The organism is Sharpea porci, from assembly GCF_009695655.1.
Taxonomy (GTDB): Bacteria; Bacillota_I; Bacilli_A; order Erysipelotrichales; family Coprobacillaceae; genus Sharpea; species Sharpea porci.
The window spans coordinates 16,021-35,947 of the sequence record NZ_VUNM01000017.1 but is presented as its reverse complement, the minus strand read 5'-3'; the positions used below and the strand labels follow the sequence as shown (position 1 = coordinate 35,947).

Here is a 19,927-nt window from a genome sequence, read left to right as displayed (position 1 = left end):
AGGAGGGAGTGTATGCCCCGTATTCCACAGGCAAAAATTGATGAAATCAGACAGAGTGTTGATATCGTTGATGTCATGGGGCAGTATCTTTCATTAACGAAAAAGGGCAGAAATTATGTCGCTATCTGTCCTTTTCATGAAGATACCCATCCCTCTCTTTCTATTTCAGAAAATAAACAAATCTATATGTGTTTTGTTTGTCATAATGGTGGTAATGTCTTTACATTCTTACAGAACTACCTACATATAAGCTATATTGAAGCGGTTGGTAAGGTGGCTGAAATGGGTCATGTAGACATGAGTGGCTATGATTTGACAAAACGTGTCGCTCCTGTTGACAATAAGCTTAAGCCTTATTATGACATGCATGAAGAAGCACAGAAAATTTATACATACTATTTAAATACTCAAGTTGGTATTGCGGCTAAGGATTATTTGCATGATCGTGGCTTTGATGAGGAAATCATCAAGACGTTTGGCATTGGCTATGCGCCAGCTAAAAATATTCTCTTTGATGCTTTCACAAAGCTTGGGTACGATACGATTGCGATGGAGAATTCAGGCTTAGTTATTGAATCCCACCAGCATTATGATCGATTCAGCGATCGTATCATCTTCCCATTATGGGATGAACAGGGACGTGTCGTTGGCTTCTCGGGCAGAATTTATCGCCCAAATCAAGAAGGCGCCAAATACATGAACTCACCAGAAAGTGAGATCTTCATTAAAGGTCAGACCCTCTATAACTACCATAATGCTTTGCGTCCAGCCAGGGAAGCAGGCTTTGTCTATATTAATGAAGGGTTTATGGATGTCATTGCGATGCATCGTGCCAAGCATGACAACTGTATTGCCTTGATGGGAACAGCTTTGACAAATGGACATGTGCGCATGTTGAAGAGGATGACGAAAAAGATCGTCCTTTGTCTAGATGGTGATGCAGCAGGACAGAATGCCGCCATGAAATCCTGTGATTTCTTGGTGAAAAATGGCTTTGAAGTGCGTATCATTCTTTTGCCTGACGGTCATGATCCCGATGAAATCTTTAAGACGGATGGCAAAGATGGCTTGGATCGTCTCTTAAGAGATGAGCTAACACCATTTGATTTCCTGATGCTTTTTGAGTCAGGCAGACTGGATTTACGTAACTATGATGATCGTTCAAAGTTATTTGATCGGGGTGTTGAAGTCATTAGCCAAATGACGGATGATAAACAAATTGATGATTGTGTGACAAAATTGTCCAATCTCACCCAATTCTCAAGAGAAATCATTCTTAATCACCTCCAGAATAAACAAATCGAGAAACCACAAGAATATGCACCGGTTGTTAGACAGATAGAAGAAACAAGAATGCTTGTGGATAAATATATCCAGGCCGAAAGAAACTTGCTTTTCTATATGTTGAATGATAAAGAAGTGGCCGAGCAGTATAAAGCGAAGGCAGGCTTCATGTACAATGATGTTTACCGTGTTGTGGCAAGCTATATTGTGGATTATTATCGCAAGAATAATGTCATGGATGAAGCCAATCTGATTGACCGTATTCTTTCTGATCGTATTAGTGAACAGAAGAAGAATATTCTTGTCCAGGCGATTGTAGAAATATCCAATATCCAGTTGCCTTTACCTGCCAGCAACCAACAAGATGCCATTCGTGATTATATTAAGACGATTGGTGAAAATGCGATTGAATTAAAGAAGAAACAGCTTTTGGATCAGTTCCAACATGTCCTTGATCCTAAACAACAAGCTGCCATACTTCAAGAGATAAATGAGTTAAAGAAGGAGACTATGTAATGGCTAAAAAGAAAAGTGTAAAAGGCGTTACTGTTGATGATCTTAAAAACCTCATTCTAGAAGAATCAAAGGCCAATGATGGCAAGTTATCTAGTGATGATGTTGATGAGTTATTCACAAAATATGATTTAGATGAAGAAACTATTGATGAATTACAAGAATTCATTAGTGGACATCCAGAAATTGAACTTGTAGAAGATGATGGTCTTGATGATTTAGAAGTTGATGACGATGACATCATGAGTGGCACAAGTGATTTGGATGATCTTGAAAGCCTTGATGATCTTGATGGCTTAGGTGGCGATAGTGATGCTGATATGCCTGATTTAGACTTTGATGCCGACTTAGACATGGGTGATACCATGAATATGTTGGAAGATGCCAAGACTGATGATGACAGTCAGCTAGGCTCAAATGTCAAGATCAGCGATCCTGTCAAGATGTACTTGAAGGAAATCGGTACTGTTGACCTCTTAACCCAGGAAGAAGAAGTTGAACTCGCTAGAAAGATTCAGGAAGGCGACGAGGAAGCTAAGAAGAAACTTGCTGCTGCTAACTTAAGATTGGTTGTATCTATCGCTAAGCGTTATGTAGGTCGTGGCATGCTTTTCTTGGATTTGATTCAGGAAGGAAATATGGGTCTTATTAAGGCTGTTGAAAAGTTCGACTATACAAAGGGCTTTAAATTCTCAACTTATGCCACATGGTGGATCAGACAAGCCATCACGAGAGCTATTGCCGACCAGGCAAGAACAATCCGTATTCCTGTTCATATGGTTGAAACCATCAATAAGCTTACACGTGTTCAGCGTCAGCTCATTCAGGAACTTGGCAGAGAACCAACGGCTGAAGAAATTGCCGATAAGATGGAAGGCATGACACCTGAAAAAGTCCGTGATATTCAGAAGATTTCCTTAGAACCTGTTTCCCTTGAAACACCAATTGGAGAAGAAGATGATTCACATTTAGGTGATTTCTTGGAAGATGAAGGGGCTATGTCTCCTGATGACTATGCATCCAATGAATTACTCAAGGATGAATTGAATGAAGTGCTTCTTGAATTAACTGATCGTGAAGAAAAAGTCTTAAGATTGAGATTTGGTCTTGATGATGGTCGTACAAGAACACTTGAAGAAGTAGGTAAGGAATTCAATGTCACAAGAGAACGTATCAGACAGATTGAAGCTAAGGCTTTAAGAAAACTGAAACATCCATCACGTTCTAAACGTTTAAAGGATTTCTTAGACAAGTAATGAAATTACATTCCAAACGCTTGCTTGCGATTGCTCAGGCTATTGCGCAATATAAGCAGGGAACAATCTTGGCAGATATTGGCACTGATCATGCTTATCTGCCTTGTTTTCTATATGATCAAGGTGTGATTGAAAAGGCTTATGCCTGTGATGTAGCTAAGGGACCTTTAGTTTCTTCCAAGCAAACAATCATGACTCATCATATGGAAGACCAAATTATTCCCTTGTTAGGCAATGGGTTGGATCCCATTGTCGATAAAGAGGTGGATATGATTTCTATTTGTGGCATGGGTGGAATGTTGATGATAGAAATCTTGGATGCGCATAAAGAGATGCATGATCATCGTTTCTTTCTACAAGCCAACAATGGCTTATCAGAATTACGAGCCTATTTAGAAAAGCATCACTTTCATATTATTGATGAGGATCTTGTAGAAGATGCTCATCATATTTATGAATATATGATCGTAGAAAAGGGAGAAATGGTTCTTGATGAAGATGATCTTCTCTTTGGGCCAATAAACCGTAAAAAGAAAAACAACCTCTTTAGGCAAAAATGGCAATTTGAATTAAATGTTCAAAAGAAAATTATTGCTTCTTTGCCTGAAGGACATCCTAAACGTACACAGGTTATGAAAATGATTAAAAAGATAGAGAAGGTGTTAGCGTGATTGTACAAGATATTATTGATATAATGCAAAGCCATTTTCCTGAACATATACAAGAAGAATGGGATAAAACGGGCTTTCAGTTGGGTGATCGTCAACAGAAAGTATCAAAAATCATGGTTGGACTAGATGCGGATATACGTACATTAGATGAAGCTATTGATCAAGGCTGTGATATGTTGATTACACATCATCCTTTCTTATTCAATAAGCTTGATCTTGATTTTAAGACTTCAACAGGCCGGTTTATTCAAAAAGCTATCATTCATCATATTGCCATTTATTCCGCTCATACCAACCTGGATAAGGTTGCTATGAATGTTTGGCTAGCAGAAGCTATGCAGCTAAGACATATTGAAGTTTGCGAAGATGATGGTTTGGTGCGTAAAGGTCAGCTTTCTCAACCTATGAGCATGAATGATTTTGTCAGCCATCTTAAGCAGACATTACATGTTGATGTTGTCAAGGTTGCAGGTAAGAAAGACGCAATACAAAGTGTGGCTGTATGTGGTGGTTCAGGAAGCGACTATATCGATGTCTTAAAGAACCAAGTTGATGCCTATGTCACAGGGGATTTAAAATATCATGCAGGTATGCAGGCATATGATGATGATTTTCTCTTGGTGGATGTTGGTCATCATGTTGAAGTCATTATGGTTAAGAAGCTCGCTGATATATTGAGAGAGGAAAGTAGCCTGGAAGTCGTTGAAAGCACGTCACCGGACTACTATCAGTACTTATGATTCTCACAACACTCGTTTATCTCAAACGCAATAACCAGACATTACTCCTTTATCGCAACAAGAAAGAAAAAGACATCAATGAAGGAAAGTGGATTGGTGTTGGGGGAAAGCTAAAACCAGGTGAATCACCCTATGAATGTGCAGTAAGGGAAACATATGAAGAGACCGGCTATATGATTCATAGTGCACGCTTTGTCGGAATGGTGACATTTCCAGGACTGTATTATGGGGAAGATGAATTGATGTTCATTTATACATCAACAGATTTCTCAGGCGAACTTCATGAAACAAATGAAGGGGAGTTACATTGGGTAAATGATGAAGAGGTCGGAACATTACCAACATGGGAAGCTGATCATCACTATCTTTCCTGGCTTGATGATGACAAGGTTCATGACGCGAAAGTTGTCTATCAAAATGACCATCTTGTCAGCTATGAAGAACATTGAGCTGTTTATTTTGAGTATGTTAGAATATAAAAAGGAAGTGATTAAATGCATGATATCTTAAAAAAGCTACAAGCAGAAAACCATAAACCTGCTCTTGCCTATAAGCATAAAGGAGCTTCAAGCGTCCTTATTCCCCTCATTGAAGAAAGGGGAGAAGTCTATGTTCTCTATGAAGTGCGTTCTGCTCATATCACTCAGCCATTGGAAGTCTGCTTTCCTGGTGGTCGTTTAGAGAAACATGAAAAACGCAAAAAAGCAGCTCTTCGCGAAACATGTGAAGAATTGCTTATCGATGAAAAAAACGTAGAAATCATAAGTGCACTTGATGGCCATCTAAGTGTCAATGGACGTGTTATCTGGCCTTTTATAGGCATCTTGCATGACTATCACAATACATTTTCGAAAGATGAAGTTGATCATGTCTTTAAAGTCCCGTTGTCTTATTTTCTTAATAATGAGCCTGAAGTGCATAAGATGGTTTATAAACCTTTTCTTGAAGAGAACTTCCCTTATGAATTGGTTGGAGGAAAGGATTATCCCTTCATGACTATGAAAAGAGACTTACTCTTCTATCAGTATGATGATGAAGTTATCTGGGGGATTACAGCTGAAATTACTTATAAGTTTATTCAAAAAATGAAAGATTATATGAAAAGCGATGACAAGTAGCCATCGCTTTTAAAGTATTTTGTTGTAATCAATTGTTGGTTTGATATAGGTTGTGGGATCATTTTCATCAAATTGACGAATAAAGTTAATAATCTGATTTGTCAGACTTGTTGGTGTTGAAGCACCTGAACTGATAGCGGCATGGTGTTTTCCTTTGAGTAAGTTGACATCAAGTTCATCAATAGAACCAATCATATATGTCTCTTTACCAGCTTGTTTTTGACTTATTGAAGCAAGCTTCTTCGTGTTATTGGAATGAGGATCTCCGACAATAAAGACAATATCAATATCATCATCCATATTCTTAATAGCTTCTTGTCTAATCTTTGTCGCATTACAGATTTCTTGTTCTATTGTGACATCATCAAGAATCCTTTTCGCATATTCACATAAATCATAGACATCAAAGAGTGACATTGTTGTCTGGTTAGTGATGATATATTTCTTATGTGGATCAACGTCATCAAAATCTTCTTTCTTGGTGATCAGATGAATATGTTCAGGATCAATCATCAGTGCCCCTTCACTTTCAGGATGACCCTTTTTGCCGATATAGAGCACTTCATAGCCTTCCTTAAGTTCCTCTTTAATCAAATCATGGGTCTTTATGACATCTAAGCAGCTTGCATCGATTACATTTAGCCCTTTTGCGAGGGCTTTTTGTGTAACTTCATCCCCAGCCCCATGGGCAGTAATGACAACGGTGCCTTCATGAACTTCATCCAAGAGTTCTAGTCTTGTCTTGGAAGCATCTTCAATCGTGATCGCCCCTAAGTCTTTGAGAGCATTGACAATATATTCATTATGAACAATCATTCCAAGGATATAGAGGGGCTTATGGCTTTTGGCTGCTTCTTTGGCAATGTTGATAGCACGGACAACCCCTTTACAATAACCTCTTGGTGTAATTCCAGTTACTTTCATGGTATACCTCTTTTCTACTTTAAGCCTATCAATTCTTGAAACAAAATGCAAGCGATAGAAAAGGATGAATTCATCAATAAAATTTGCTTTTGAATAAAATTATGTTATAATCAATTGGCTTAAAAGGAGGCGAAAAGTATGACTACATTTACAAATTATCACTTTCAAGAATTTGTCAATAAGACAATTGAACATATGCATTTTAATACACCAACACCAATTCAGGAAAAGGTGATTCCCCTTGTCACACATCATCGTGATATCATGGGTATTTCCCAGACAGGTACAGGTAAGACACATGCATTCCTCTTACCTATCATGAATGAGATCGATCCATCAAAAGACTGTGTTCAGGCAGTTATTGTCGCACCAACACGTGAACTTGCGATGCAGATCTATGAGAATGCGAAAGTCTTCAAGAAATATAATGAGGCATTACGTGTTTCACTTGTGATTGGTGGCAGTGATAAACAAAAAGCTATCGCTAAACTTAATCATCAGCCCCATGTTGTTATTGGAACACCGGGTAGAATTAAGGATCTTTCATTAAATGAACAAGCTTTAATCATTACCACGGCAACACGTTTTGTTATTGATGAAGCTGATATGACATTGGAATTTGGCTATTTAGAAGATCTTGATGAAGTCTTAGGCAAGATGCGTGAAGACTTACAAATGCTTGTTTTCTCGGCAACGATCCCTCAGGAACTCCAGGTCTTCTTAAGAAAATATATGAAGAATCCGGAATTGGTGCAGGTTGATGAAAAGAAAGCCTCATCAGATCATGTCAATCATTATTTAATTCCCACAAAACATAAAGATCGTTATGAAGTTTTAAGATCAATTATGAATATCATAGATCCTTATATCTGTATTATCTTCTGTAATACAAGACAGGAAGCTAGCCAGCTTACACATCAGTTAAGAAATGATGGGATTAAGGTTGGTGAGATTCATGGGGACTTACAGCCACGTGAAAGAAAACAGATGATGCGTAGAATTCATAATAATGAATATCAATATATTGTAGCGACAGATATTGCCGCAAGAGGTATTGATATCGACGGTGTATCCCATGTCATCAATATGGAATTCCCAACTGAAAAGGATTTCTATATTCACCGTTCTGGTCGTTGTGGCCGAGGCAGCTACACAGGCGAATGCTTCTCCATGTATGATACAAGCAATCAGGCTATGACAGAAGCTTTAGAAAAGAAGGGCATCCATTTCTTAATGAAAGAAATTAAGAAGGGTCATCTTGTCGATGCAGGTGAACGTCAGAAACGTAAGAATCGAACACATGAACCAAGTGAACTTGAAAAAGAAGTGGCTAAGATTGTGCGTAAGCCACGTAAAGTCAAACCTGGTTATAAGAAGAAGAGAAAAGCCGAAGTTGAAAAGCTTTATCGTAAAAAGAAACGTGAAATCATTCGTAATGATATTCGTCGTCAGAGAAAAGAACGCTATAAGAAAGCACAGCGTGAAAAGAGATTGGCTGAGGAGAATAATAGCTTATGGGATTAATTATTGGATCACATGTGGGTATGTCTGGTAAACAGATGCTTGTAGGAAGTGTCAAAGAAGCTTTAAGTTATAAGGCTAATACTTTCATGTTTTATACAGGCGCACCACAGAATACAAGACGCAAACCAATTAGTGAATTACGTGTTGATGAAGCTAAGGCTTTAATGAAGGATAATGGTATTGATATCAATCATGTTGTAGTGCATGCTCCTTATATTATCAATCTTGGCAATACGATTAAACCAGAGACATATGAATTGGCTGTTGATTTCTTAGCACAGGAAATTGAACGCGTGGATGAAATTGGGGCAAAGATTCTCGTTCTACATCCCGGTGCACATGTCAAAGGTGGTGTTGAAGCAGGACTTGATTCTATTGTCAAAGGACTTAATACGGTCTTAAAAGAAGATCAGGGCTGTACGATAGCCTTAGAAACAATGGCAGGCAAGGGGACTGAATTAGGCACTGATTTTGATCAGCTTCAATATATTATTGATCATGTTGAACTGCGTGATAAATTGGGATTATGTCTTGATACATGTCACTTAAATGATGCTGGCTATGATATTGATAACTTTGATGCTATTCTTGATGAAGTTGATGAGAAGTTAGGCTTAGAACGCGTAAAAGTCATTCATGTCAATGATTCCAAGAATCCTCGTGGTGCCCATAAGGACCGTCATGAAAACATTGGCTATGGAACAATTGGCTTTGATGCTCTCAATAAGGTTGTTCATAATCCAAGACTTGAGAATGTTCCAAAGATTCTTGAAACGCCTTATATTGAAGATGTAGCTCCTTATGGAGAAGAAATTGAGATGTTGAGAAAGCAAGTCTTCAACCCTCATCTTAAAGCAGTATTATAAAACCAAATGAAGACAAGGCTGTTATAAGTCTTGTCTTTTAATTTGGTCATTTTCAATTCAATTTAGTCATTTATATATAAAATGACCAAATTAAAACCGTTGACGACCAAATTGAAATTAGTTAGAATGATATCAGGTATAAGATATACAAAAATATGAATATAATAGAAGGAGGTGTAAAAATGCGTAATTATAGCTATACTGACAAATGGCAAAAACTGTTAACTGGTGATATTGTAAAAAAACTGACACTTATTAATGAGTATAAAGGAGAACAACGCTTGTTTATTGAAGCTCATAAGGACGAGCTAAAAGAGTTGATGGAAATTGCGAAGATTCAAAGTACAGAAGCTTCAAATAGAATTGAAGGAATTTCAACTGCGAATGAGAGATTGAAAAGTCTAGTTCAAGCTAAGACAACGCCACATAACAGAGATGAGTCTGAAATAGCAGGCTATCGTGATGTATTAAGTACCATTCATGAAAACTACGATTTTATTCCTATTAATGCAAACTACTTTTTGCAATTACATCGTGATTTATATAAATTTGTGGGTGCAAAAAGTGGTGGCTCTTTTAAAAATTCAGATAATATTATTAAAGAAACTGATGCAGATGGAAATGAAAGGATAAGATTTAAGCCAGTACCTGCTTGGGAAACACCTTCAGCTGTTGACGCCCTTTGCGATGCTTATCGTGAAGCGAAAGATAATGTGGATCCACTCATTCTCAATATGATGTTTATATTGGATTTTCTTTGCATTCATCCATTTAATGATGGAAATGGTAGAATGAGTAGATTATTGACATTGCTTTTGTTGTATCAATCTGGATTTATTGTTGGGAAATATGTGAGTATTGAAAAGATTATTGAGGAATCAAAAGAAACGTACTATGAAGTTTTACAAGATAGTTCAATAAACTGGTATGAGAACGAAAATGATTATAAGCCATTTGTGAATTATATGCTTGGTGTTATTATAAATGCGTATAGGGAGTTTGAATCAAGAGTAAAATTAGTGACTGATCCAAATATCTCTAAAGTAGATAGAGTTGAAATTATAATAAAAGAGCATCTAGGTCCAATAACAAAAGCAGAACTTATTGCGATGAACCCTGATATAAGTGAGACAACTATTCAAAGATCGTTAAAAGAATTATTAAAGGCTGATAAGATTAAAAAGATAGGTGGAGGCCGTTACACTAAATATGTGTGGAAAGAAGGATTAAATGATTACAGGTGAATTAAAGAATAAAATTGACGGATTATGGGATGTCTTTGCGGCAGGAGGACTTGTAAATCCATTAGAAGTTATTGAACAAATAACATATCTTATGTTCATAAGAGATCTTGATGATGTCGATAACAAAAGAGCAAAAGAAAGTGCCATGTTAGGATTACCTTATAAAAGTATCTTTGCGGATGAAGTAAAGATTGGTGATCGTACAATAGAAGGAAGACAACTTAAATGGTCAGTATTTCGTGACTTACCTGCTGGGAGAATGTATACAATCATGCAGGAATGGGTTTTCCCATTTATAAAGGATTTACATGGGGATAAGAACAGTGCTTATTCTAAATATATGGATGATGCTATTTTTAAACTTCCAACACCTTTGCTGCTTTCAAAAGTAGTAGATTCTTTGGATGAAATATACAGTATAATGAGTCAGGCTCAGTCTTCAGATGTACGTGGGGATGTCTATGAATATTTATTAAATAAAATAGCTCAAGCTGGAAGAAATGGGCAATTTAGAACTCCTAGGCATATTATTCGTATGATGGTCGAACTTGTAGATCCAAAGGCAGATGATGTTATTTGTGATCCTGCTTGTGGTACATCTGGATTTCTAGTTGCTGCAGCGGAATACCTTAAAGAAAAAAGAAAAGATGAAATCTTCTTTAATAAAGAAAAGAAAGACCATTATATGAATTCTATGTTCAATGGGTTTGATATGGATCGTACTATGCTTCGTATTGGTGCAATGAATATGATGACACATGGAATAGAAAACCCATTTATTGAATATCGCGATAGCCTATCAGAACAAAATACAGATAAAGATAAGTATAGTTTGATATTGGCTAATCCTCCTTTCAAAGGAAGTCTTGATGCAGATGCTGTATCAAATGACTTATTGAAAGTATGTAAAACAAAGAAAACAGAACTCTTATTTTTAGCTTTATTCCTGCGTATGTTGAAAATAGGTGGTAGATGTGCGTGTATCGTACCTGATGGTGTGCTGTTTGGGGCATCCAATGCACATAAGAGTATTCGAAAAAAAATTGTTGAAGAAAACAGACTTGAAGCAGTCATTTCTATGCCTTCTGGTGTATTTAAGCCATATGCTGGTGTATCTACAGCAGTTCTTGTGTTCACAAAAACTAATCATGGCGGTACAGACAATGTATGGTTCTATGATATGACTGCGGATGGCTATAGCTTAGATGACAAACGTACTCCTATTTCTGAAAATGACATCCCTGATATTATTGAAAGATTTAAACACCTAGATAAAGAGATTGAAAGAAAAAGAACTGAAAAGTCCTTCATGGTACCTAAGAAAGAAATAGAAGAAAATAATTATGATCTTTCAATCAATAAATACAAAGAAATTGAATATGTACCAGTTGAATATCCACCAACATCAGAAATAATGGCTAATATTCGAGAATTAGAAAAAGAAATAAGTAAAGAAATGGATGAGCTAGAAAGAATGCTTAACTCATAGAAAGGAAGAAAACAAGCCTGACAAATCCGGGTTTGTTTAGATGATAGAAAAATTCTATTTTGATATTTTTGGATTAATATATGAAAATTAGAGAAATTTGTACCTTTACACAAAAATCAAATATTAAAGCTGGTGAAGCTGTTGAAGATGGGAAATACATGTTTTTTACTTCTAGTTCAGAAGAAAACAAGCGATATGATGATTATCAAATCGATGGTGAAGCAATAATCATGGGAACTGGTGGAAATGCAACATTACATTATTATTCTGGCAAATTTAGTACGTCAACAGACTGTGTTGTTTTACAAACTAACGATAGCGTGAAGTGCAAATATCTATATTATTTTTTAAAGGCTAATATGAATATTCTGCAAGCTGGATTCAAAGGTGCTGGATTAAAGCACACTAATAAAGCTTATATTTCTGATATTGAAATTTATAATGTTCGTGATTTAGAACAACAGGATATTATTATTAGAACTTTAGATAACTTACAAAGTGTTATTGAAATGAGAAGTTTGGAGTTAAAAAAACTTGATGATCTTGTTAAAGCCCGATTTGTCGAGATGTTTGGGGACCCGATTAATAATGATAAGGGATGGAAAACTGCTTCTGTAGAAAGCTTATGCACAGAAATATATGGGGGAGGGACACCATCGAAAGCACATCCTGAGTATTATAAGGATGGTGATATTCCTTGGGTTTCTTCTAAAGATATGAAATGTAAAGTGATAAAAGATAGTCAAATTAAAATTAATCAATTAGGTGTAGAGAATAGTACAGCAAGAATGGTTCCTGTAAATTCAGTAATTATTGTTATTAGAAGTGGTATATTAAAGCATACATTACCGGTTGCTATCAATGCGGTTCCAATAACTATCAATCAAGATTTGAAAGCTTTTATTCCTAATGAACTAGTTCTAGCAAAGTTTCTATCTGTTCAGTTTAAAATGCATGAAAAGGATATATTATCTGGCGTCCGTGCTGTAACTGCAGACAATATTGAATTCAACTCATTAAAACAAAGAGAAATGATTGTCCCACCAATAGAATTACAGCAGCAATATGATGTATTTTTAAGCCAAGTCGACAAATCAAGGTTTGTTGTACAAAAAGCATTAGATGAAGCACAATTATTATTTGATTCATTAATGCAAGAATACTTTGGATAAGGAGATGGAAGATGAACAAAATAGACAAACTTAAATCAATAATAGGTGAAATAGATCAACTCATCTTGAAAAGAGTAACAAGTAGTTCTCCGGAATTTCTTGCATGGAAATCAAAAGCTGAAAGGTTTTTAATCAATGAATATGGTGCTGAGAGCTACGAAATAGATGAATTTAAAGAACAACAATACGACTTAAGCGTGTACGCCTTAAATACTCCTAAAAGTGATTTTTGTGATGCTTGTATAAGTGGACTTAAACGCGCCAAAGCGATTTTGTCTACATATTTAGAGGAACTTGAAGAAAGTAAAAATGATTTGAACAAAATCAATGCATATGATAAGCTGAAATATGAATTTAGGGGTATTAAAACAGTAATTGAGAATTATACAAAGGGTGGTTTTGTCACAAATGATTTGTATTCCCTAGAACAGGGGATACGTACTAATGATAAAGACAAGATTAAGTATTTTTTGTTAAGATTATTAGACTGGTATACAGAAAATTGGATGGATATTTGTGATAATAAATTTGTCATTAATTATGATGATCATGAAAAAAATAGGGAATTGATAAAAGAAATTTATGAGGGAATAGATGAAGTTGACTTTTCTCAATTCATAGATAGGAATGATTGTAATCGAAAATCAGAACCTGTCATTTTCCTAAGCCATAGTTCTACGGATAAAAAATATGGAAATGCTTTAGAAAAACTTCTTAGTGGTATAGGAATAGAAGGAGATCAACTAATATATACATCTCATCCACTACACAAAATTCCATTAGATCAGAATATTTATGAGTATTTGAGGAATTCTTTTAGTAGAAAAATATTTGTTATTGTTCTATGGTCTGATGAGTATTTAAATAGTCCAGCATGCTTAAATGAAATGGGCGCTGTGTGGGTAACTCAATCAGATTATACAAATATTTATGTACCTTCATTTAATTTTAAAAATCCTAAATATGCCCAATGTGCTGTGGATACGAATAGAATGGGAGCTATTCTAGATGGGAGCGATAAATGCAAAGCAAGCATTACTGAGTTAAAAGATAAGTTGATTAAAATGTTTGATTTAAGTGTTGATGAAAAACGCTGGATTTATATATTGGATCAGTTTATGATGGATATTTCGAATTAATAGAAATCATCGAATGAAACGTGGTTGATTAAAACTACCTATAAAAATTTACATGATTTGTTTTATAAGCTGAACTAAAACTGATTATTTTTTGATAGTTCAAAGTTTATTACATGGAACTTCTTTCAGTTATATTGTTATTTCGTTTCGAGAAAGCAACGCTTTAGTAAATGAAAAATCAATCTAGAAATACGAGCTATTCAATATTCCTGAGAGTTGCTTTTTATCAGATAGTGCTTTTTTATCCTGATCTTTATGATATAAAAAATAAGCATGATTTGAATGTTTAGCTTTGAAGTGATTTTAATATGCTAATAAATATGAGTTTGCTAAAATGCAAAAGCTATTAAATTCATTATCTTAAAAATAATTTGGATAATTATATAATGGTTGGTTGATGTTGGTATAAAGGAGATACCAACATGGATGAAAAAATCGTTATAGTATTGAATGAAATGTCTGCTTATCTAACAATTGAGCAGATGAAGAAACTACAAGAAGTTATATTGAAGACATTTGCAGAAAACACATTAGTGAAACAAAATATCTCTAATGAGGACTTTATGCAAATGTTTTTTGCTGCAAAACAAATAGAAGGTTGTTCATCAAGAACGATTAAGTTCTATAAAACAACATTAGAAGCCATGTTTGCACAAATAGAAACTGAAGTAAGAAAAATAACAACAGAAGAGATGCGTGAGTACTTGTCGGAATATCAAAAGAGAAATAACTGTTCGAATGTAACTATAGATAATGTAAGACGTAACATATCAAGTTTTTTTTCTTGGCTTGAGGAAGAGGATTATATTTTAAAAAGCCCGATGAAAAGAATTCATAAAATAAAGACAAAGAAAGTTGTTAAAAATACGATATCGGATGAAGCAATTGAAAAGCTTAGAGATGGTTGTAAGACAACGAGAGATAAAGCAATTATTGATCTATTATATTCAACAGGAATGCGTGTTGGGGAATTGGTTAATCTTAATATTGATGACATTGATTTAGAGGGTAGAGAATGTGTTGTTTATGGTAAAGGAGATAAAGAAAGACGTGTGTATTTTGATGCTAAGTCTAAAGTGCATCTAAAAGAATACATTGATTCTAGAAATGATGATAATCCAGCATTGTTTGTGACATTGAATACCCCGTTCAAGAGATTAAAAATTAGTGGTGTTGAAATACGTCTAAGAGAGCTAGGTAGAGAATTAAAACTCGAAAGAATACACCCACATAAATTTAGGAGAACGATGGCTACAAGAGCCATTGATAAAGGCATGCCTATAGAACAAGTACAAAAGATTCTTGGGCATTCACAAATCGATACAACAATGCAATATGCTATGGTAAATCAAAACAATGTAAAAGCTTCACATCAAAAATATATTTCCTGACAAATCCGGGTTTGGAGAGATAAAAGATGGAATATAGATTAGAAGATATTTTTGAACTCCAAATGGGTAAGACTCCTTCAAGGAATACCCCGGAATATTGGAGTTCAAAAGATAATAAGTGGATATCTATTGCAGATTTATCGAAGTGTGGAAAATACATAAAAGAAACAAAGGAATGTTTGTCTGATCGTGCGGTATTTGAGAGTAAAATTAGTCAGATACCAAAAAATACTGTTGTCATGAGTTTTAAGCTTTCAATTGGAAAGACTGCAATCACATCTGAACCCATGTATTCTAACGAAGCAATTATGTCGTTTAGGGATAAGCATGTAGTGGAACTTATACCTGACTACATATATTATATGTTTTCTAGTATGAACTGGGAGGATGGCACCAACAAAGCTGTTATGGGTAAAACTCTTAACAAAGCAACATTATCAAAATTTAAAGTAAATATACAAAATATAGATAAACAAAGAAATATAGTAGAAATTCTTGATAAAGTAACAGAGATTATTAATGATTATAAGTGTGAATTAGCGTCACTTGATGACCTTGTTAAAGCCCGATTTGTCGAGATGTTTGGGGATTTAAGAGAAAATCCAAAAGGTTGGAAATTACTTAGTGTTAATGAAATATCGGAAGTGATAACTGATGGGGAACATGCAACACCAAAGCGTACTTCAAAAGGAATATATTTGTTATCAGCAAGGAATATCCTTAATCATTCTTTGCAATTAAATGATGTAGACTATATTGATGAAACTGAGTATAACCGAATATCAAAGAGAATCGTACCAAAAGAGGGTGATGTGCTCATTTCGTGCTCTGGATCGGTCGGAAGATGTTGCAGCGTACCAGCCGGAATAAAATTTCAAATGGTTAGAAGTGCTGCATTAATAAGGTTCAAAAAAGATATACTGCCAGTATTTGCAGAATATATGATGACTTCAGAATATATACAAGAACAAATAAAAAAAGCGACGACTGTATCGGCACAAGCTAATTTGTTCCAAAGTAAAATAGCAAATCTAAAAGGATTTGTGCCGCCACTAGAGTTACAAAATGAATTCGTAGAATTAGTTAAGCAAGTCGACAAATCAAGGTTTGTATAAATAAGATAGTATTTATAAACTGTGTATTGTATTATAGACATATAGTGTTTTGTGCTTTTAGAAGGTTTATAATAGTTATATGTGAAGTATTTATCTTGGGGGTGTGAGCATGAAGACTAATTTTGATTATCTGAAAGAAGAACCGAAGTTTAAGGATTTTGCTAGTGTTGCAATTTCAGCAGAAAAAGTTTTCCTTCTAGACTCTGATGCATGTATTATAAATTGCCGTAGAGCAATGGAATTTGCTGTTAAATGGTTGTATTCAGTTGAAGAAGAACTAAAAAAACCATACCAAGATAATCTGCAAAGCTTAATGAATGCGGTAGAATTTAGAAATATTGTTGGTGAGGATCTCTTAAAGAGAATGAATTATATTCGTCGCTGTGGCAATAATGTTGCACATGGTGATAAGAAAATGGGCAAAGACGCAGCAATGCTTTGTTTAGAGAATCTCTTTATTTTTATGGACTTTGTTTCTTGCTGTTATGCAGATGAATATGAACAACGTGATTTTAATAAAGATTATATTAATGACCGTATAAAAAAAGCTAAGAGCAATCGTGCACAGTCTGAAACAATGAAAGCTGAATTGCAAAAAGAATTGCAAAACATAGCACAAAAAGATTTAGATTTAGAAAAATTGCGTAAAGAGAATGAATCTCTAAAAGCCGAGCTCTCAGCACGACGTATAGAAAATCAAGATAATTATATTCCAAGACCATTAGAGCTAACAGAATACTCAACACGAAAACTGTATATAGATGAAATGCTTAGAGATGCTGGCTGGGTTGAAGGGAAAGATTGGCTTAATGAAGTTAAATTAAATGGTATGCCTAACCAATCTGAGACAGGATATGCTGATTATGTGCTTTATGATGATATGCAGATGCCTCTAGCTGTTGTTGAAGCAAAGAGAACATGTGTAGACGTTGTAAAAGGACGTCAACAAGCTAAACTTTATGCTGATATTCTTGAGAAGGAGTCTGGTAGAAGACCGGTTGTATTCTTAACAAATGGTTTTGAGACACGCATTATTGATAATCAATATCCAGAAAGAAAAATAGCAGGTATTTATTCGAAGAGAGATATTGAAAAGCTTTTTAATCTTCAGCACATGAAGACAAGCTTAAAGTATGTAAATGTTGATAAGAGAATCGCTGGTAGATATTATCAAGAAGCAGCGGTAAAAGCAGTGTGTGAAAGTTTTGACCAAGATAATAGAAGAAAAGCTCTTCTTGTTATGGCGACTGGTTCTGGTAAAACTAGAACAGTTATTGCTTTGTGTAAAGTATTGCTAGAAGCTGGTTGGATCAAGAATGTGCTATTTTTGGCTGACCGTACTTCTCTTGTTACACAGGCTAAACGAAGCTTTGTTAATATGTTACCAGATTTATCTTGTACTAATCTTTGTGAAGATAAGGATAATATAAATGCTCATTGTGTTTTTTCAACTTATCAAACAATGATAAGTTGTGTAGATAATATAATGGATGATGAGGGCAAAATTTTTACAATTGGACATTTTGATCTTGTAATATGTGATGAAGCACATAGATCTATTTATAATAAATATAAAGATATTTTGAACTACTTTGATGCGCCACTTGTTGGCTTAACAGCAACACCTAAAGATGAGATTGATAAAAACACTTATTCTATTTTTGAATTAGAAAATGGTGTACCAACATATGGCTACGAGTTAGCACAGGCGGTTAAGGATGGATTTTTAGTTGATTATGTTTCTGTTGAAACAAAACTGAAATTCATTGAAGAAGGTATAACCTATGCTGATTTATCTGAAGAAGAAAAAAGGGAATATGAGGAAACTTTTGAAAATGAAGAAGTATTACCTTTAAAAATAGATTCATCAGCATTAAATACATGGTTATTTAATGAAGATACTATTAAGCAGGTTCTTCATATAGTAATGACAAATGGCTTAAAAATTCAATATGGTGAAAAAATAGGTAAGACAATCATATTTGCTAAAAATCATTTACATGCAGAAAAGATTATGGAAATTTTCAACAAAGAATATCCAAACCTATCTAAAGGAACAAATGGACAACCTTTTGTAAAAGTTATTGATAATCAAACAACATATTCACAAAGTGCAATAGATGAATTCTCTAATCCTAATGGTCTTCCTCAGATAGCTATATCGGTTGATATGCTTGATACCGGAATAGATGTACCTGAAGTATTGAATCTTGTATTCTTTAAAAAGGTGATGAGTAAGGCAAAGTTTTGGCAAATGATTGGACGTGGTACGCGTCTATGCCCTGGACTTATGGATGGGGAAGATAAATCGCAATTCTATATTTTTGATTTTTGTGGAAACTTTGAATTCTTCCGTATGTCTAAAGGACGTTCGACAACTAATATGATTGCATTACAAAGCGCAATTTTTAACCTGGAATTCCAGATGGCATATAAACTGCAAGACCTCAATTATCAAACAGATCAATTGATTGCATTTAGAAATGAATTAGTTGATACAATGGTCAATAAAGTAAAGGAAATAAAAAGAGATAATTTTGCTGTTAGACAACATATTAAATATGTTGATAAGTATGCGAAGAAAGAAAATTATCAGAGCATAACATTTGAAGATACGTTACAAGTTCGTGAAGAACTTGCTCCATATATTCAACCAGACGATGATGAAGCAACGGCAGTTCGCTTTGATGCATTAGTTTTTGGATTGGAATTAGCACAATTAGCGGGAAAAAAATATGGTCGATTAAAATCAGATCTTTACAAGAAAGTGGAAGCGATATCTTCAGTTGCAAACATTCCAGAAATACTTGCTCAAAAAGAATTAATTAGTCAAGTTTTAGAAGATGGCTATATTGACCGTGCAGGAATTAATGATTTCGAAAAGATTCGTATTAATCTTAGAAATTTGATGAAATATTTACCAACGGATAGAAAACGCCGATATGATACGAATTTCACTGATAACATTTTGGATATGTCATGGAATGATTCGGAGCTTGAAAATGATGATTTGAGGAATTATAAAGCAAAAGCAGAGTTTTGTATTATGCAACATGTCAACGATGAGGCAATTAAAAAAATCAAAACGAATCAACCACTTGATCAGGATGACCTAGAGTCTTTAGAACGTATCCTTTGGAATGAAGCAGGTACAAAAGAAGATTATCGACATGAATATGGTGAGAAGCCGCTAGGTGCCTTTGTAAGAAGCATTGTAGGTTTAGATATGAATGTTGCTAAAAAGGCATTTTCTGATTTCTTGGATGGTAAAAGAATGAGCAGTCGGCAAATCTATTTTGTCAATCAAATTGTTGAGTATATTGTCCATAATGGCATGATGACAGATTTTTCGGTATTACAAGAGTCTCCTTTTACTGATCAGGGAAGTGTCGTAGATATTTTTGATGATACTTCAGTTTGGATGTCAATTAGAAATGTTATTGATCAAATCAATTACAACGCCGTAATTTAAAAATCCTAA

The 19,927-nt window shown here is 34.8% G+C and carries 16 protein-coding genes; 15 read left to right on the top strand and 1 reads right to left on the bottom strand.

Annotation, left to right across the window (positions count from 1 at the left end; translation table 11 throughout):
* The first annotated feature begins 12 nt into the window (after positions 1 to 12).
* From dnaG to FYJ79_RS07920, 6 genes are read left to right on the top strand one after another with little or no spacing between them, the layout of a single operon-like run.
* Positions 13 to 1,800: a DNA primase gene (dnaG, locus tag FYJ79_RS07945; RefSeq protein ID WP_154516525.1), complete on the top strand. Its 1,788-nt coding sequence runs from the start codon at positions 13 to 15 to the stop codon at positions 1,798 to 1,800.
* Complete coding sequence (gene rpoD, locus FYJ79_RS07940) at positions 1,800 to 3,053, top strand: RNA polymerase sigma factor RpoD (RefSeq protein ID WP_154516522.1); 1,254 nt, start codon at positions 1,800 to 1,802, stop codon at positions 3,051 to 3,053. Before dnaG ends, rpoD begins: the two co-directional genes overlap by 1 nt.
* On the top strand, positions 3,053 to 3,724 hold the full coding sequence (locus tag FYJ79_RS07935; RefSeq protein ID WP_154516519.1) for a tRNA (adenine(22)-N(1))-methyltransferase: 672 nt from the start codon (positions 3,053 to 3,055) through the stop codon (positions 3,722 to 3,724). Before rpoD ends, FYJ79_RS07935 begins: the two co-directional genes overlap by 1 nt.
* A complete protein-coding gene (locus FYJ79_RS07930) occupies positions 3,721 to 4,464 on the top strand; it encodes a Nif3-like dinuclear metal center hexameric protein (protein ID WP_321042827.1) in 744 nt (247 codons plus the stop codon). Before FYJ79_RS07935 ends, FYJ79_RS07930 begins: the two co-directional genes overlap by 4 nt.
* Positions 4,461 to 4,913, top strand: a complete 453-nt coding sequence (locus tag FYJ79_RS07925; RefSeq protein ID WP_154516516.1) for an NUDIX hydrolase — start codon at positions 4,461 to 4,463, stop codon at positions 4,911 to 4,913. Before FYJ79_RS07930 ends, FYJ79_RS07925 begins: the two co-directional genes overlap by 4 nt.
* A gap of 45 nt (positions 4,914 to 4,958) precedes the next feature.
* Positions 4,959 to 5,582, top strand: coding sequence for an NUDIX hydrolase (locus FYJ79_RS07920; protein ID WP_154516513.1), 624 nt, complete (start codon positions 4,959 to 4,961; stop codon positions 5,580 to 5,582).
* Between the two features lie 9 nt (positions 5,583 to 5,591).
* Here the strand turns inward: FYJ79_RS07920 and FYJ79_RS07915 are convergent, their stop codons facing one another.
* Complete coding sequence (locus FYJ79_RS07915) at positions 5,592 to 6,506, bottom strand: 4-hydroxy-3-methylbut-2-enyl diphosphate reductase (protein WP_154516510.1); 915 nt, start codon at positions 6,504 to 6,506, stop codon at positions 5,592 to 5,594.
* A gap of 138 nt (positions 6,507 to 6,644) precedes the next feature.
* On the opposite strand from FYJ79_RS07915, the gene FYJ79_RS07910 reads away from it, so the two are divergent.
* The 9 genes from FYJ79_RS07910 to FYJ79_RS07870 all read left to right on the top strand — a co-directional run bounded on the left by FYJ79_RS07910 (position 6,645) and on the right by FYJ79_RS07870 (position 19,918).
* Complete coding sequence (locus tag FYJ79_RS07910; protein ID WP_154516507.1) at positions 6,645 to 8,030, top strand: DEAD/DEAH box helicase; 1,386 nt, start codon at positions 6,645 to 6,647, stop codon at positions 8,028 to 8,030.
* Positions 8,021 to 8,896, top strand: coding sequence for a deoxyribonuclease IV (locus FYJ79_RS07905; RefSeq protein WP_154516504.1), 876 nt, complete (start codon positions 8,021 to 8,023; stop codon positions 8,894 to 8,896). Before FYJ79_RS07910 ends, FYJ79_RS07905 begins: the two co-directional genes overlap by 10 nt.
* 182 nt (positions 8,897 to 9,078) lie before the next feature.
* Entirely contained in the window at positions 9,079 to 10,140 is a 1,062-nt protein-coding gene (locus tag FYJ79_RS07900; protein ID WP_154516501.1) for a Fic family protein, read from the top strand.
* Complete coding sequence (locus FYJ79_RS07895; protein ID WP_154516498.1) at positions 10,127 to 11,629, top strand: type I restriction-modification system subunit M; 1,503 nt, start codon at positions 10,127 to 10,129, stop codon at positions 11,627 to 11,629. Before FYJ79_RS07900 ends, FYJ79_RS07895 begins: the two co-directional genes overlap by 14 nt.
* A gap of 80 nt (positions 11,630 to 11,709) precedes the next feature.
* On the top strand, positions 11,710 to 12,801 hold the full coding sequence (locus FYJ79_RS07890; protein WP_154516495.1) for a restriction endonuclease subunit S: 1,092 nt from the start codon (positions 11,710 to 11,712) through the stop codon (positions 12,799 to 12,801).
* Between the two features lie 11 nt (positions 12,802 to 12,812).
* Positions 12,813 to 13,940, top strand: a complete 1,128-nt coding sequence (locus FYJ79_RS07885) for a toll/interleukin-1 receptor domain-containing protein (protein WP_154516492.1) — start codon at positions 12,813 to 12,815, stop codon at positions 13,938 to 13,940.
* A 422-nt stretch (positions 13,941 to 14,362) separates the two neighbouring features.
* The gene (gene xerA, locus FYJ79_RS07880) at positions 14,363 to 15,331 is read left to right on the top strand and encodes a site-specific tyrosine recombinase/integron integrase (RefSeq protein WP_154516489.1); all 969 of its coding nucleotides are present in this window, start codon (positions 14,363 to 14,365) and stop codon (positions 15,329 to 15,331) included.
* 26 nt (positions 15,332 to 15,357) lie between these two features.
* Positions 15,358 to 16,446: a restriction endonuclease subunit S gene (locus FYJ79_RS07875; RefSeq protein ID WP_154516486.1), complete on the top strand. Its 1,089-nt coding sequence runs from the start codon at positions 15,358 to 15,360 to the stop codon at positions 16,444 to 16,446.
* A 109-nt stretch (positions 16,447 to 16,555) separates the two neighbouring features.
* Positions 16,556 to 19,918: a DEAD/DEAH box helicase family protein gene (locus FYJ79_RS07870; protein ID WP_154516483.1), complete on the top strand. Its 3,363-nt coding sequence runs from the start codon at positions 16,556 to 16,558 to the stop codon at positions 19,916 to 19,918.
* The last annotated feature ends 9 nt before the right edge of the window (positions 19,919 to 19,927 follow it).

Bases quoted from the DNA above. Each gene is read 5' to 3' on its own strand.
- dnaG (WP_154516525.1), top strand. From the start codon at position 13: ATGCCCCGTATTCCACAGGCAAAAATTGATGAAATCAGACAGAGTGTT.
- rpoD (WP_154516522.1), top strand. From the start codon at position 1,800: ATGGCTAAAAAGAAAAGTGTAAAAGGCGTTACTGTTGATGATCTTAAA.
- FYJ79_RS07935 (WP_154516519.1), top strand. From the start codon at position 3,053: ATGAAATTACATTCCAAACGCTTGCTTGCGATTGCTCAGGCTATTGCG.
- FYJ79_RS07925 (WP_154516516.1), top strand. From the start codon at position 4,461: ATGATTCTCACAACACTCGTTTATCTCAAACGCAATAACCAGACATTA.
- FYJ79_RS07920 (WP_154516513.1), top strand. From the start codon at position 4,959: ATGCATGATATCTTAAAAAAGCTACAAGCAGAAAACCATAAACCTGCT.
- FYJ79_RS07915 (WP_154516510.1), bottom strand. From the start codon at position 6,506: ATGAAAGTAACTGGAATTACACCAAGAGGTTATTGTAAAGGGGTTGTC.
- FYJ79_RS07910 (WP_154516507.1), top strand. From the start codon at position 6,645: ATGACTACATTTACAAATTATCACTTTCAAGAATTTGTCAATAAGACA.
- FYJ79_RS07905 (WP_154516504.1), top strand. From the start codon at position 8,021: ATGGGATTAATTATTGGATCACATGTGGGTATGTCTGGTAAACAGATG.
- FYJ79_RS07900 (WP_154516501.1), top strand. From the start codon at position 9,079: ATGCGTAATTATAGCTATACTGACAAATGGCAAAAACTGTTAACTGGT.
- FYJ79_RS07895 (WP_154516498.1), top strand. From the start codon at position 10,127: ATGATTACAGGTGAATTAAAGAATAAAATTGACGGATTATGGGATGTC.
- FYJ79_RS07890 (WP_154516495.1), top strand. From the start codon at position 11,710: ATGAAAATTAGAGAAATTTGTACCTTTACACAAAAATCAAATATTAAA.
- FYJ79_RS07885 (WP_154516492.1), top strand. From the start codon at position 12,813: ATGAACAAAATAGACAAACTTAAATCAATAATAGGTGAAATAGATCAA.
- xerA (WP_154516489.1), top strand. From the start codon at position 14,363: ATGGATGAAAAAATCGTTATAGTATTGAATGAAATGTCTGCTTATCTA.
- FYJ79_RS07875 (WP_154516486.1), top strand. From the start codon at position 15,358: ATGGAATATAGATTAGAAGATATTTTTGAACTCCAAATGGGTAAGACT.
- FYJ79_RS07870 (WP_154516483.1), top strand. From the start codon at position 16,556: ATGAAGACTAATTTTGATTATCTGAAAGAAGAACCGAAGTTTAAGGAT.